The 14959-nt window shown below is 36.7% G+C and carries 13 protein-coding genes; 11 read left to right on the plus strand and 2 right to left on the minus strand.

Features of this window, described 5'->3' with window-relative positions:
• The first annotated feature begins 113 nt into the window (after positions 1–113).
• Positions 114–1202, plus strand: coding sequence for a DUF5105 domain-containing protein (locus A5819_RS06585; RefSeq protein ID WP_176271376.1), 1089 nt, complete (start codon positions 114–116; stop codon positions 1200–1202).
• A gap of 248 nt (positions 1203–1450) precedes the next feature.
• Here the strand turns inward: A5819_RS06585 and A5819_RS06590 are convergent, their stop codons facing one another.
• Complete coding sequence (locus tag A5819_RS06590; RefSeq protein ID WP_086277753.1) at positions 1451–1651, minus strand: hypothetical protein; 201 nt, start codon at positions 1649–1651, stop codon at positions 1451–1453.
• Positions 1652–1815: 164 nt separating this feature from the next.
• Here A5819_RS06590 and A5819_RS06595 point away from each other — a divergent pair, with 164 nt between their 5' ends.
• The 3 genes from A5819_RS06595 (at position 1816) to dhaS (ending at position 5708) form a co-directional block, all read left to right on the plus strand.
• The gene (locus A5819_RS06595; protein ID WP_086277755.1) at positions 1816–2394 is read left to right on the plus strand and encodes a TMEM175 family protein; all 579 of its coding nucleotides are present in this window, start codon (positions 1816–1818) and stop codon (positions 2392–2394) included.
• Between the two features lie 443 nt (positions 2395–2837).
• Positions 2838–4976, plus strand: a complete 2139-nt coding sequence (locus tag A5819_RS06600; protein ID WP_086277757.1) for a hypothetical protein — start codon at positions 2838–2840, stop codon at positions 4974–4976.
• A 183-nt stretch (positions 4977–5159) separates the two neighbouring features.
• A complete protein-coding gene (gene dhaS / locus A5819_RS06605; RefSeq protein WP_086277759.1) occupies positions 5160–5708 on the plus strand; it encodes a dihydroxyacetone kinase transcriptional activator DhaS in 549 nt (182 codons plus the stop codon).
• A gap of 318 nt (positions 5709–6026) precedes the next feature.
• On the opposite strand, the gene A5819_RS06610 is transcribed toward dhaS, so the two are convergent.
• Positions 6027–7019, minus strand: coding sequence for a dihydroxyacetone kinase subunit DhaK (locus A5819_RS06610; RefSeq protein WP_086277761.1), 993 nt, complete (start codon positions 7017–7019; stop codon positions 6027–6029).
• Between the two features lie 335 nt (positions 7020–7354).
• Between A5819_RS06610 and dhaK the strand changes: the two genes are divergently transcribed.
• The 7 genes from dhaK (at position 7355) to rihC (ending at position 14766) form a co-directional block, all read left to right on the plus strand.
• Positions 7355–8338, plus strand: coding sequence for a dihydroxyacetone kinase subunit DhaK (gene dhaK / locus A5819_RS06615; RefSeq protein ID WP_086277763.1), 984 nt, complete (start codon positions 7355–7357; stop codon positions 8336–8338).
• A 56-nt stretch (positions 8339–8394) separates the two neighbouring features.
• The gene (gene dhaL, locus A5819_RS06620; protein WP_086277766.1) at positions 8395–8982 is read left to right on the plus strand and encodes a dihydroxyacetone kinase subunit DhaL; all 588 of its coding nucleotides are present in this window, start codon (positions 8395–8397) and stop codon (positions 8980–8982) included.
• Positions 8975–9343 (plus strand): dihydroxyacetone kinase phosphoryl donor subunit DhaM, encoded by a 369-nt coding sequence (gene dhaM, locus A5819_RS06625; RefSeq protein ID WP_086277768.1) that lies wholly within the window; start codon positions 8975–8977, stop codon positions 9341–9343. The genes dhaL and dhaM overlap by 8 nt, the downstream gene beginning before the upstream one ends.
• A 23-nt stretch (positions 9344–9366) precedes the next feature.
• A complete protein-coding gene (locus A5819_RS06630; RefSeq protein WP_086277770.1) occupies positions 9367–10494 on the plus strand; it encodes a glycerol dehydrogenase in 1128 nt (375 codons plus the stop codon).
• Positions 10495–10664: 170 nt separating this feature from the next.
• A complete protein-coding gene (mprF, locus tag A5819_RS06635) occupies positions 10665–13256 on the plus strand; it encodes a bifunctional lysylphosphatidylglycerol flippase/synthetase MprF (protein WP_086277775.1) in 2592 nt (863 codons plus the stop codon).
• 113 nt (positions 13257–13369) lie between these two features.
• A complete protein-coding gene (locus A5819_RS06640; protein WP_086277777.1) occupies positions 13370–13702 on the plus strand; it encodes a hypothetical protein in 333 nt (110 codons plus the stop codon).
• A gap of 140 nt (positions 13703–13842) precedes the next feature.
• Entirely contained in the window at positions 13843–14766 is a 924-nt protein-coding gene (gene rihC, locus A5819_RS06645; RefSeq protein ID WP_176271377.1) for a ribonucleoside hydrolase RihC, read from the plus strand.
• Positions 14767–14959 lie beyond the last annotated feature (193 nt).

Consider the following 14959-nt stretch of genomic DNA (forward strand, 5'->3'; position numbering starts at 1 on the left):
TAATCATTATAATTCTCAAAAAATTAGACTATTTCCTAGAAGATTGAGATAAAACGCTCTACTTACTATAGTAAATGGAAAGAGTGTTCAATAACTTTCAAGGGGAGAATATAATGAAAAAGTTAGGATTAGTATTTTTATCAGCAGTTGCTATTATCTCATTAGCAGCATGCGGAGGAACTGGATCTGCTAAAAAAAGTGGAGACGATAGCAAGACAGAGAAAAAAGCTGTAAAATCTAAAATCGCATCTATTACGATCGATGAAGGAGAATATGTACTTCAAAAAGAAGAAGCCGAAGATGGGGAAGGCTTTCTTGCATTGAAAGTAACAATCAAAAATGAAACAGATAAAAGCCTAGATATGAGTGCAACGGATATTATGCTTTACGATGAAGATGATAGTAAGATCGAGTCACTAAGTCTTTATCTAGACGAAAGTAAAACACCACTTCTTGCTTATGAAAAAATTTCTGGGAAGAAAAGTAAAACTGATTATGTAGTATTTCCAGTAGAGAAAAAAGCAAAATACAAATTACACTTTGAACCAAGAATTTATGAAGTAGAAAAAGAACCAAAACCGATTATTCTTAATGTGGATGCTTCTGAGTATAAAGATCACAGTGAAGATGCAGAAAAAGCTGTAACTGCATTTGTGGATGAAGTTTTCTTGGCAACTGAAAATGAAGATTACAATAAACTTGTAGCTAACGATCGTGATGCTTCCGTCAAAAATTTTGATGAAAACTTTAATAAAGCAATCAAGAAAAAATTCTACGACTATAAAGTACCCGATGAAGAAGGCTTAGCATTGGCAAAAGTCTTTAGAGAAGACAATGCCAAAATCGCAACAGTCAATTATGAGCTTGCCTCCTATTTCCCAGATGTAGCTGAAGTAACAGTGAACGTGGAAGGATTATCATTTAAAGAAATGAAAGATGAGATGGAAGCTGTAAATAAAGAATATTATGAATCTCATAGAGATCAAGAATATGATGAGAGGAGTAAAGCTGCTCAAAAAGCAGAACTTGATAAACTTCCTGAAATCTTCAAAAACACCAAACCTGTAAGTATTGATAGTTATGGTGATGGTTTTAAAGTAATCATCAAGAAAAAAGAAGATAAATGGGAAATTCAAACGAAGGGTTCAATCAATTATTTTGATAACCTTGAGCAAGCCTTCCGTGGAGATATGAGTAAATAAATAAAAAAAGATCGAATCTAGTTCGCTATGAGCTAGATCTGATCTTTTTTATTTATCTATGAGAGCCTAGGACATAACTTAAAAAGTTATGTTTCAGGCTCTTCGTATCCGATTAAACGGTGGGAGCAGAAGCAACCCCTTCGGAAATAAGCTGAAATTCACAAAAATTTGAAGAGCAATTTTCGTGAATCCCTTCTTATTTCTCGGGGGTAAACACTCCTGTCCCAACCTCGAATTTGCTACCATGTTTAGTAATATCTACGACGATTATTTGACGGACCTGAAATCATCCGAACCAACCAAACAGCAATAGCTACAGGAATCATGATCTTAATAGCAAACCATAATAAACCGCCTAAAAGTCCAAGTACAATACTCAAAACAATACTTCCTACAAAAAATAATCCGATAACCATTAATATATTCATTAGCATTGATTGTTGTCTCATTGTTAAAACCTCCATTTTTTCTCTCGTTGTCTATGAATAAAGTATAGCAAGAATCTTTCTTTATGAAATCCACCTTTAGGCTGATTTTCTCTCCACCCTTAGACGGGTCATATTCATTGCAATTACATAAAAAGTACGTAAAATAAAAACGAGGAGATGAAATCATGTCAAAATCAAGACTAGAGGCTTTTACAGATGCAGTTATCGCAATCGTGATGACCATTTTAGTTTTAGAATTGCATCAGCCAACAACAGATACTTTAGCTGGTTTAGCGGGAATAGAACGAAAATTATTTATTTATGTAGTGAGTTTTGTGATGCTAGCAATCTACTGGAACAATCACCATCATATGTTTCAGTTAGTTCATAAAATAGATGGACGTGTATTATGGGCGAATAACTTTTTCATTTTTACACTGACACTAGTGCCATTTGCTACTGCCTGGGTCGGTGACTTTATAGATAGTTTGATTCCACAGCTGACATACGGCATAATGACACTATTAGCGAATAGTTCATATTTGATCTTGACTCGAGAGTTGATTCGGGTAAATGGCAGTGACTCTACCCTTGGTGAACTGTTCCAACGTTATAACAAATCTTACGTAAGCATTTTTTTGAATATCTTAGGTTTGGTATTAGGTTGGCTGATTCATCCTTATTTTGTATTGATTTTAAATATCGGTGTGTTGATTATGTGGATCATTCCAGATAGACGAATTGAAAATCAGTACAAAGAATAACTATAATTATATATATATAATAAAAAGATGAAACAGACTGTTTTTTGGTTTTTTCATCTTTTTTATTTAAATGAAATTTATTTGCAGTTTTAAACGATAGTTATTCTCATTTTTTTACGATATTTAAACATTTTGTGAAAACAACTAAGGTTGTTTTTAGGGTAAAATTAGAAATGATTGTTTAAAAAAGAGCGTAATGAACATAGAATTAAAAAAAGAGCATAGAGGGGATCAGAACATCAGTCATTGATGTCATGTAAATCCAACTAAACTGTTTCCACAAAGTTTTTTGATAAAAAATGACCGATTCAATCTGATCAGCTTTCACATAAAGTTGATGGTCTGACTTTCAGGGGAAATGTTGGTTCCAGCCTCAATAAGTATAAAAAGGTGTTTTTAAATAAAAAGGTAAGATACAAGTCAAAAAGGGGCCGTTAATACATATGGAAAAGTTGAATCTTACAAAGAGTACAACAGAGAATAAAAAAGTTTTTTTAAGAAAAGAAATCGAAGCCAACCGTTTAGGTGAAGAACTCTATTCGGATGATGTATTAAGCCAGTATTCTGTCTATCTAATCAGAAAATTTGAGGTTTCGTCTGATTATGATCAGCCAGAACAATTCGAAGCTCTCTTAGTGGATCTTCCAGAGCAATTCAATCATGAATTTGAAGATTGTGTTGCAAAAAATCTTTATGTGAGGGTAACGCAAAAAGCTGTCTATGTGACATTACTATTAGCCTTGGCGCATCCACTCAGCAAGCTACAGATCAGTGATCTACGTACTTGGATCAGCAGCTTAGAAGTCCCAGAAATGCCTTTAGAGCATATGACTGGTTTTTCTGAAGAGGTACCAATAGAGATGGTAAAAGGGTTACAGGAAACCAATAGCGAAGTCTTACTTTTAACAGAGATGATGAATCAATTCAGTGAAAATCTGAATGATATCTACAAAGAAGTCCAATCAGTGAAAGATAAAAGAACGCCGCCCGTGGTCAAAGTAATTCCAAGTAAAGTTGCTGCAAAAGAGGCATTGGAATCTGAAAATGCGAAACAATTAAACAAAGTAAACGAAAAAATTGCGCAGCTAACAGAAGAGTTTTCAACCTTTAAAACACATGTGACTGATAAGTTAGCTAAACTACCGAAGCCAAAGCAACCGCCAAAATTCAAAATCACATTTGGTTCAGGAGAAGAATCAGGGCCAACCGTTGAAATGCGCTTAGAAGAAGCAATCAAACAGATAGATTTACTGGGCCAAAGAATGAATCATTCAGACCAGCAAGTGACCAAATTAAAACAGACAATGACAGAAAATAAGCAAGAAAAACGACCAAAGCTGAATTTTTCTGTAGCGAAGCAAAATAATGGTGAACAAAATAAATTAGCTGATAAATTAGCAACAACGAGTGAGGAAGTTACAACGATTGCTCGCCAATTACAACAAATCGATGAAAAATTGACTACAGTAGAATCAACTGTCTTAGATGCGAAGCCAGACTCTGAAGTGCTAGCTAGAATTGAAAAAGATCACGGACAATTACAAGAGACAGCATCGGAAACGGTTAAGTTAAACCAAGTCATTGATCAGTTAACAACAAAACTTGCCACGGTTGAAACTGAATTGACCACAGTCAAAAAAGAAAAGAAAAAAATTCCTACAGTAAGACTGACCAAAAGTGATTCGGCAAAAAAACTAGCGGAACAACATCAAAAAGATCAGGAACAATTAAAATCAAATGCAACAGAGATCAAAAAATTAACTCAAACAGTTGGTAAAGTAGATGTTCAATTGATCAAAGCACATCAAAAAATAGCTGAATTAGAACAAAAAATGCGCCAGACAGCCGCTGCACCAGCGGCTAAAAAAGAGCAAACAACAACGATTCAGCAAACGCCTTTTGCAAGAAACAATTCGATGATCGGACCAGTTGCACCGCCAGTTTCTAAAGCAGTACAACCAACTCAAACAGTACAAGAAAACCGGAATTTCCCATCAAAAGAGAGTTTTTTACAAGCCAATAGACCTATGAAATCTGTTATGGCTACTGATGAAGAAAGACCAACAGTCACATTAGCCATCGAAGAAATGCTGGACCGAGTTTCTGAAAAACACCCGCAATCAACAGAAATAAAAAGTCCTTGGACATTGGATGAAAACTACAGTCAAAACCTTAACAATGCTCAAGAATCGCAAGGGTCATCTTTACGCCGCTTGAAAAAATTAGAGTGGGATATCCATTCATTTTTCCAACAAGGAAGAGGTGTGGGACATAAAGGGATGATGCCGAAAGCTGATTTTTACACCAATATTCGTAAAATAGAAGTACTGCCATATCTATGGGCCTCCATCTGTGAGCGAGAAAAGAAAGATATTTTATTAGGAAACGAATTAAGCACACAACAATTGATCAATGACTTGAATGATTTTTTAGAAGAGGTAAATATACTTTCTAAAAAAAGAAAAGTTATGGGTAAATGGATTTATTGTCCTAAGGAAGTGGAACAAAAAATGGAAGGATATAAACTATTAAGCGAATATCTGGAAACGTATCTTGCTCGACAAAACGAGGGAAGAGCGTAGAAGAGGTGGGATCGACTGTTTAGTTGATCTCATTTTTTGTTTAGTACTATAAGTTTCTAAGGAATAAAGCGGATAAAATTTAATCAACTTTAGCTTAGTTTGTTTAAATATAGAAACATTGATTTTCTAAATGCTGATTAACTGGTACAATAAAAGTAATCAAGAAATTAAAGGTGCAGATAAATGACAGGATCATTGATTACGAAAAAGAAAATAGCGAAGATCTTTAAAAAACTTGTTGGTCAAATTGGATTTGAAAAAGTAACGATCGCAAAAATCATGCAGGAAAGCCACATGCGGCGTCAAACTTTTTATGACTATTTTCAAGACAAGTATGAATTGGTGGACTGGATTTTCCAGCAAGAGGCAATTGAAAAAATTGAAGATAACCTTGCTTATGAGGCGTGGCAGACTATAGTAGAGAATCTTTTTATCTATTTTGAGGAAAATCAGCTTTTTTATCGAAGGATTCTACAATTTGAAGGTCAAAATTCATTTCAAGAATATTATACACAGCATTTAAAAGCATTGATCAACCAAGTTCTGGTGGTTAAAAACAGATCTGAAGGAGAGCTTAAGGAATCGGACCGTTTGTTTTTGGAAGAGTTTTATGCAAATGCCTTTGTTTCATTAACGAGCAAATGGATCATTGGAGGATGTCAGGTTGATTCACATCGATTTGCGGAGCAGATGAAAATTGCCTTTTTAATGGGATTTGAAGAAAAACAATGAACAATGATGTATATGTGGAAATTACATTATTGTTCATTGTTTTTTGTTTGGGACTGAGAAGTTCATTCCACTTTCTTATGATCTAGCTACATGAGGCAGCCCTATCGACAAATAGACAAATACCAGTAAAGATAAGGACCATCTTTTCTGTTATTTCCTAATTTGCTCGAGGGCTAATCGCCTCATTCCGCTTTTCTGTGATCTAGCTGCATGAACTAGCTCTTCGGAAAAAAGACAAATCCTATTAGCGACAAAAAAGCGTCACGAATAGGATTTTCTATTTTTCAGTCAGAGCTAAAAGAGTTCATTCCGCTTTTCTTATTTCCAGCCAAAAGCATCAGTTGGTGCATTCAAATAATCTATCCATTTTTCTTCTTTAACGGTTAATAGTGTTAATGAAAGTCCGTTGGTATTATAGGCGGTTAAAAAATTGCCAATTCGTTTGTAAACTACTTCAATATCTTCAATATCCAACAATTGTTGGACGTCATTCATGAAAATACCTAGCTCAAGTAAAGGGATTCCACCTAAACCGTTTACCAAGACAGCCGCTTTGTTTAATTCGTTTCTTGGATATTGTTGTTTTAACTTATTAACTAACTCGATTGCGATCCTTTCAGAAGATTGCATTGTCTCAATACGATAACCAGGTTCTCCATGGATGCCGATGCCAAAGTACATTTCATCTTCTGCCAATTCATATTGTTGAGGGATCATCCCAATAGGGGAAGCGGGTGAAAAAGCGACTCCTAATGTTTTGATTTGAGAAATTAGTTGTTTACCTAGTATTTGTAGTTCGTCTAAAGAGTGGCCAATAGTAGCGGCGGCTCCGAGTATTTTATGAACAAAAACAGTTCCAGCAACTCCGCGTCGTCTTTTCTCAAATGAACCACTTTCAATAGAGCAGTCGTCATCAACGATGACATGGGAAACGAGCAGACCTTTTACTTTGGCTAGTCGTTCAGCTTCAAGAAAGCTTGCTAAGTCCTTTTCAAAATTTTTGATGATCAACAAGGTTCCGCAACCATTGTAAGTTTGCTCGATAGCTTGTAAGATCTCACCACTAGTTGGTGGCTCAAAGATCGCTCCCATTATGGCACAATCCAGCATATTTTCACCAATATAGCCGATATGAGCTGGCTCATGTCCGCATCCTCCTCCACTGATTAGGACTACTTTATTTTCTGCGATTATTTTTTTAGTGACGATGCCAGTTTGAGGTTGCCAGTTTAATTTGTCATTATATGTATAGACGATCCCAGCCAATAATTGCTGCCGAATATGCCCGCTTGAATTGATTAATTGCTTCATTGAGCCACTGCTCCTTTTCCATTAATATCAGTTTCTATTATACGCTGTCTTTTAAGCGAAAACTATAGTTTAGAAAAAAATCAAAATGAAAGCGGACACATAAACTTGTTTGTCCGTTGCAACTTTTTTCATATACGAGTATTGTAAACGTATACAATAAATATAAGTGGAACAAGCTCGTTCAGTCTCGACAGAAAAATAGGAAAATATGATTGAGGTGCTTTTTGCCTCACTCATATTTTATCTTTTTTCCGAGAGACTAGCTTGTGAAGCTAGATAAAATAAAAACTGCACAAGTTCGATCAGCCACAACAGAAAAAACAGGAGGGAATATCATGAAGAAAATTATCAATCAAGCTCAAAACGTAGTTCCGGAAATGGTACAAGGATTTGTCCGTGCTCATCAAGAAAAAATCGAGCAAGTACCAGAAACATTTGTTTTAAAGCAAAAGGAAATTGGTAAACAAGTTGCTTTGATCAGTGGTGGTGGTAGTGGGCATGAGCCAGCGCATGCTGGATTTGTTGGCTCAGGTATGTTGCAGGCTGCAGTTTGTGGTCAGGTATTCACATCACCAACTCCTGATCAGATTTTTGAAGGAATTAAAGCGGTCGATCAAGGGCAAGGTGTTGTAATGGTCGTAAAAAACTATTCTGGGGACATTATGAACTTTGATATGGCGAAAGATTTAGCTGAAATGGAAGATATCAAAGTTGGCACAGTGGTTGTGGATGATGATATTGCAGTTGAAGACAGCACATACACTCAAGGAAAACGTGGTGTAGCAGGTACTGTTTTAGTTCATAAGATTCTAGGCGCAGCAGCACGTAATGGTGCATCAGTTGAAGAAATAGTTGAATTAGGAGAACGCGTGGTTAAGAATCTAAAAACAATCGGGGTTGCTTTGACAGGCGCAACAGTTCCTGAAGTAGGAAAGCCGGGATTTGTATTAGCAGATGATGAAATTGAGTTTGGTGTTGGTATTCATGGTGAACCTGGTTATAAACGAGAAAAAATTAGACCATCTAAGGAGATGGCAGAAGAATTGTTTTCTAAATTAGCAGCAGCATTTCAATGGAATAAAGGAGATCAATTCGCTATTTTAGTGAACGGATTAGGTGGGACACCTTTGATGGAACAATACATTTTTTATGATGATGTAATGAGTTTGTTAGATGTTGAAGGCGTGAAGGTTTCATTTTCAAAAGTTGGCAATTATATGACTTCATTGGAAATGGCAGGAATTTCTGTAACGTTATTGAAAGTAGAAGATGATTGGGTAGCAGCGCTGAATGAAGACGTTGATACAGTAGCTTGGTAAAGGGCAATCTAGATTGAGTATTGCTATGTATAGTTTGAAAAACGGAGGGGACTTTAATGTTCACAGTAGATAATCTAAAAAAATCATTACAATTATTCAAAGAAAAAATCGATAAAAACAAAGACTACTTAAGTGAGCTGGATACACCAATCGGTGACGGTGATCATGGTAATAATATGGTACGTGGTATGGATGCTGTTAGTGAGAGTTTGCAAAGTAAAGAGCCTCAAACAGTGCAAGATGTCTTCAAGCTTACTGCAATGGCTTTGATCAGTAAAGTCGGCGGAGCTTCAGGTCCACTTTATGGAACAGCTATGATGGAAATGGCCAAAGCTGCTGCAACAACTTCAGATGTATTACCGATTTTAGAAGCTGGCTTGGCAGGAATTGAAAAACGTGGCAATAGTAAACCAGGTGAAAAAACCATGCTAGATGAATGGGCACCAGCAATCGAGGCAATCAAAAAGGATACGTTAACAGAAGCCTTACTTGAATCGGCGGTAGAAGCAACTAAAGAGATCACTGCAACCAAAGGACGTGCTTCTTATGTTGGTGAGCGTTCCATTGGACATATCGATCCAGGAGCAATGTCCAGTATGTATTTCTTTCAATCTTTAATGGAAGCGGGTGTCTTTGATGCGTAATGGTGTAGTGATAGTGTCTCATGTTAAAGAGATCGGTGAAGGTGTCGATCGTTTGATCAAAGAAGTTGCGAAAGATGTTCCGATAACAGTTGCTGCTGGATTAGAAGATGGTGCAGTAGGAACTTCTTTTGAAAAAATCATGGAAGCTTTTGAAAAAAATTCAGGCGAAACATTATTCGCTTTTTATGATTTAGGTAGTGCCAAAATGAATTTAGAAATGGCAATTGATATGACGGAAAAGGAAGTACTTTTGTTTGATACGGCTTTAGTAGAAAGCGCTTATACAGCGGCTGCGTTACTTCAGGTAGATACACCGATCTATGCCATAAAGGAGCAATTAGCGCCTTTAAAAATAAAATAAGATAAGAATAGGAGTTTTCAAACATGAGAAAAGCGTTTATTAGTCCAACGAAATACGTTCAAGGTGAAGATGAGTTATTGAATTTAGGTTATTTTGTGACAACATTTGGCAAGAAAGCTTTGTTGATTGCCCATGCTGATGATGTGAGTCGTGTAAAAGACAAATTAGATAAAACAGCTGAAACCTTTAATATTTCTTTTGTAGAAAGTAATTTCCACGGAGAAGCCTCTCGAGTTGAAGTGGCTCGTTTGCAAAAAGTTGCGGAAGAAAATGAGTGTGATTGTGTAATCGGTCTTGGCGGCGGTAAAGCGATCGATACTGCAAAATGTGTGGCAGAAGGGCATAACTTGATCATTGTACCTACGATCGTTGCGACAGATGCACCAACTAGTCACTCAGCAGTGCTTTATACAGAAGATGGTCAATTTGATAATTATGCTTACTTTGTGCAAAGTCCAAGTGTGGTGTTGATCGATACAGTGGTAATTGCGAATGCGCCAACGCGTTTCTTGGTTTCTGGTATGGGCGATGCGTTATCTACTTATTTTGAAGCAAGAGCAACCCATAATTCATATTCTAATGTCAATGCTGGGTTGCCTTGTGGCGCACGAGAAGGTGTCTGTCCACCAGCGAAAGGAACAAATACAGCGTTGGCCTTAGCTAAATTATGCTATGAAACAATTCTAGAAGATGGTTTAAAAGCCAAAGAAGCTTCAGATAATAATGTGGTAACCCCTGCATTGGAAAACATTATTGAAGCGAATATCTTACTTTCAGGTTTGGGGTTTGAAAGTGCTGGTCTGGCAGCAATCCATGCAATTCATGATGGTTTGACTGTTTTACATGATGCACATGGCGCAACTCATGGTGAAAAAGTGGCATTCAGTACGATTTGCCAGCTAGCTTTAGAAAATGCGCCGAAAGCTGAATTATATGAAGTATTAGATTTTGCTTTATTGATCGGTTTACCAGTATGTTTGGCGGATTTAGGTGTAAAAGAAATTTCGGATGCGGAACTAACAGAAGTCGCTGAAAAATCATGCATCCCAGAAGAATCGATCCATTCAATGCCATTTCCGATTACTGTGGATCAGGTCAAAGCAGCGATTATTGTAGCGGATAAAATTGGGACGGAATACAAGAATCATTAGTATTAGTAAATAGATAGAAGTAGTCGTTGAGCTTAGTTATTTAAGTTTAGCGGCTATTTTTATAGAAAATAGTCGATTTCAAGAGCTAAAGTGGAAAAATAATTCGTTATACGCTAACATATAAAAGAAAATATATTATAGAACTGGATCATAAGAAAAGCGGTGAACAAATGAAAAACAAAATAGACCAGTTATTTCATTGGATGAAAGAGCATAGTTTATTATTAAAACTAATATTTCTTGGTTCTGTGCTGATTTTTGTAGCGAATCAAGTAACCCATATTGTACAGGGGATGACGTGGGAAGATGTCTTTCATACAATGGGACAACAGAATCGTTTTCGGATTCTCGGAATGATTTCAGCAGGCTTGATTGGCGTTTTGCCGATGCTTTTATATGATTTTGTAGTTGTAAGTGTACTTGAGGAACAAGGCAAGCCTAAAATGAACCGCTGGGAGTGGTTTGTGTCTGCTTGGGTCACCAATACGATCAATAATCTTGCAGGTTTTGGCGGTGTAGTTGGGGCAACGCTACGGGCTAATTTTTATGGAAAAGATACGCCGCGTAAAAAAGTTGTTGCAACGGTCTCTAAAGCGGCTCTATTTATGATTTCTGGTCTGTCGATCCTATCGTTTATTGCGTTTGTTGATGTTTTTTTTATTCGACCAGATAGCTTATTCCGAGAATATTGGGTTTGGTTACTTGCAGGAAGTTTGATTGCGCCAGCATTATTACTATTTACGCAATTAAAAAAATATACTTTATTTAAAGATTTTTTTCCGAAAGGAATATTTTTATTGTTTGGTGCTTCATTGGGGCAATGGCTAGGTGCGATGTTTGTCTTTTTAAGCGTGGGTGCTTTGATGCAAGTCGATGTATCACTGGTATCAGTTTATCCAATGTTTGTGATCGCAACCTTGATCGGAATGCTGACGATGGTGCCTGGCGGAATGGGTACATTTGATGTACTGATGATTTTAGGCTTATCTCAATTAGGTGTGAGCCAATCGACAGCTGTTGTATGGTTGATTTATTATCGTTTATTTTATTACGTATTGCCGTTTATGACTGGAATTATTTTGTTTATTCATCAAACAGGAATCAAAATCAATCGATTTTTTGATAATTTACCGCGGATGTTTTCACAAAAAGCGGCACACTTTATTTTAGTAGCGGCACTTTATTTTGCTGGGATCATGATGGTTTTATTGTCTACGATCACAAATCTATCGAATGTTAGTCGACTGTTTAAACTTTTATTGCCGTTTTCTTTTGATTTTTTAGATCAAACGTTTAATATGCTGATTGGTTTTTTACTATTAGGACTAGCCAGAGGGATTTCGATGAAAGTGAAAAAAGCCTATTGGCCAACGATTGGATTATTGATTTTTGGAATCATCAATACCATTTCCAGAACAGCTTCATGGCAATTGGTTCTTGTTTATCTGGTAATTCTATCGGCCGTTTTTTTAGCAAGAAAAGAGTTTTATCGGGAAAAATTTGTCTATTCCTGGGGTGCATTAACTGTTGATAGTATTTTATTTAGTTTCTTATTCATTATTTATGCTGTAGCGGGGTATTATAGCTCTCATCCAGATAAAGTAGGTCCGATTCCTCACATGTTTTTGCTATTTCCATCGGATGATGTCTGGCTATCTGGTTTGATTGGATTAGGAATTTCGATGATCGGTTTGATTACGCTCTACCAATACTTGGCAGAGACGTCCAAACATTTAGGTGATTCGTATCAAGGAGATCGTTTAACGGCTCTGATTGAGAAATATGGAGGTACAGAGGGCAGTCATTTACTGTATTTAAAAAATTACGCCTATTATTATTATCAAGAAAATGGTGAAGATGAAGTCTTGTTTGCCTATCAGATCAAAGCCAATAAGTGTTTTCTTTTGGCTGACCCTGTTGGAAATCAAGAGAAGTGGGCCAAAGCTACGCTAGCATTTATGGATGCAGCTGATCTGCTTGGATATCAAGCGGCATTTTATCGAGTTAGCGAAAAATATACCATGATCCTACACGATTTAGGGTTTAATTTCATGAAAGCTGGTGAAGAAGGACTTGTGTGTATTTCTGGTAAGGATAAAGCCTCAGTTTCTTTTGCGCCTGATCGGATGGAGCTACAACATTTAACGAATTTAGGGTATACATTTAGGATGTATCGTGAGCCTATCTCAGCTGAGCTGTTCCAAGAATTAGCGCATGTGTCTGAGGAGTGGTTAGGTAGCCAACGAGAGAGAAATTTTGTCTGTGGTTATTTTGACCAAGAATATTTGGGGCTTAGCGATGTAGGGGTTTTCCGGAATGAACAACATGAAGTGATCGGCTTTATTTCAGCTAAACCGATTGTTCAAGGTCTTGAAATGTCCTATGATTTGCTTCGATATCGTGAATCAGCACCGAAGTATACTGCAGATTTCATGCTAACGCATTTTATCACAGAATATCGTAATCGTGGCTATCGCTCGGTTAATTTAGGAGCTGCACCGCTAGCGAATGTCGGTGAAACAAAATACTCATTTTTAAATGAGCGTCTGATCAATATTTTTTATAAGTATGGCGATCAATTGTATGGATTCAAAGATACGAGAAAAGAAAAAGAACAATATGTTACGAGTTGGGAATCCAGATATTTTGCTTATTCAAAACAAAGTAATGTGCTCTTTGCTGTTATTCAGTTGGCGTTATTGATTGAGCGAAGTAAAGGCAAAGTTGCTTCACTAGTTGAAGAGGTCATGACAGGATCATAAAAGAGGGGTGAATGAAGCTAGAAATGGTTTCATTCACCCTTTTTGTACTGCTTAAGTCCCACTAGTAAAAAAATGTGAATAGCGTATAATAATTTAAAAGGAGGTTTTTTTGGATGAATAGTATGCAAGTGAGAGTAAGCACGAAAGCTGAATTAGCAGAAGAATTAGATAAGAAGACAGATGAAATTATCGTTGAAGGTGATTTCAGTCAAAGTATTGCTGAAATCAAAAAAGGCCAACTAAGTGATACCGATATGCTAGGATTTGCAGTGGGAAGTTGTGGATCAGGTATGATCATGGAGTATGGGATCAGTAAGTTAATGGATGTTTTTGATCCTGCTGCAAAAGAAGACAAAAAAATTCGGAGACAAATTGAACGATTATATACAATCAAGCGTTTAACGCAGGAATCATTTTTACTGCATTTAAAACAATTAGATTATTAAAATAGAAGAAGGCGGGAAAACAGGCACTTTTTCTGTTCCCCACTTTTTTATAAAAAAAGGGGTAGCTTTAGTTCTCTGAAACGAGCATGGGAGAAAGGCTTTTTCAGATAATTTTAGTTGAAAAGGAAGGATTACGTAACGTGAAAAAAACAAGAAAAATCATCATCGATACAGATCCAGGGATCGATGATGCAGTAGCAATTGCAGCGGCGCTTTTTGATGAAAGGCTGAACGTTAGATTGTTTACGACTGTTGCTGGTAATGTCAGTGTAGATAAAGTAACCAAAAATCTACTTAAACTGCTCGCTTTTTGGGGGAAAGAAGTTCCGGTGGCAATCGGATCAGATCGGCCATTACTTCGTGAAGCGATCAATGCAAGTGATATTCATGGAAGTACTGGGATGGATGGCTATGAATTTTCCGAATCAAAGTATGAACTATTAACAAAAAAACATGCAGTGATTGAGATGTATAAAGTATTGATGGAGTCAAAAGAAAAAACAACGATTGTGGGGATCGGTCCGCTTACGAATATTGCTCTTTTACTTCGAATTTATCCAGAATGTGTGGAGAGAATTGAAGAACTGGTAATCATGGGTGGTTCTTTGGGGAGAGGAAATTATGGAATATTATCTGAGTTTAATATTGCTGCAGATCCAGAAGCGGCTAAAATCGTATTTGAAAGTAAGATTCCATTGACGATGGTAGGCTTAGATGTTGGTGAGAAGGCGTTAATATTATCTGAAGATCGTATACAAATCAAAAAAATGAATAAAACAGGTGATATGATTGACCATTTATTTAGTAACTATCGTGGTGGCAGTTTAGATACAGGATTAAAGATGTATGATGGTTGTGCCGTGGCCTATCTATTAATGCCGGAAATGTTTGAAGTTAAAGAGTCTTATGTGGCAATTGAAACACAAGGTAGTTTGACTGCTGGTGCTACTTTAGTTGATTTGGCTGGGTATTTAGGGAAAGAGATTAATTGCCGAGTGTGTGTGGATATTGAGGAAGAACAATTTAGGCAGTGGTTGTTAGAAGCGATTGAGAAGTGTGCTTAATCGCTAGGCTATAAGACAAAAGTATTGGTTATACAAGAGGTTGGGACAGAAGCGTTTAATCCCGAGAAATAAGAAGGAATTCACGAAAATTGCTCTTCAAATTTTTGTGAATTTCGGCTTATTTCCGAAGGGATTGCTTCTGCTCCCACCGTTTATTCGAGATCAGCTTGTTTAACAAAAAGAGAAGCGACTC

Source organism: Enterococcus sp. 7E2_DIV0204 (genome assembly GCF_002140855.1).
Taxonomy (GTDB): domain Bacteria; phylum Bacillota; class Bacilli; order Lactobacillales; family Enterococcaceae; genus Enterococcus_L; species Enterococcus_L lemimoniae.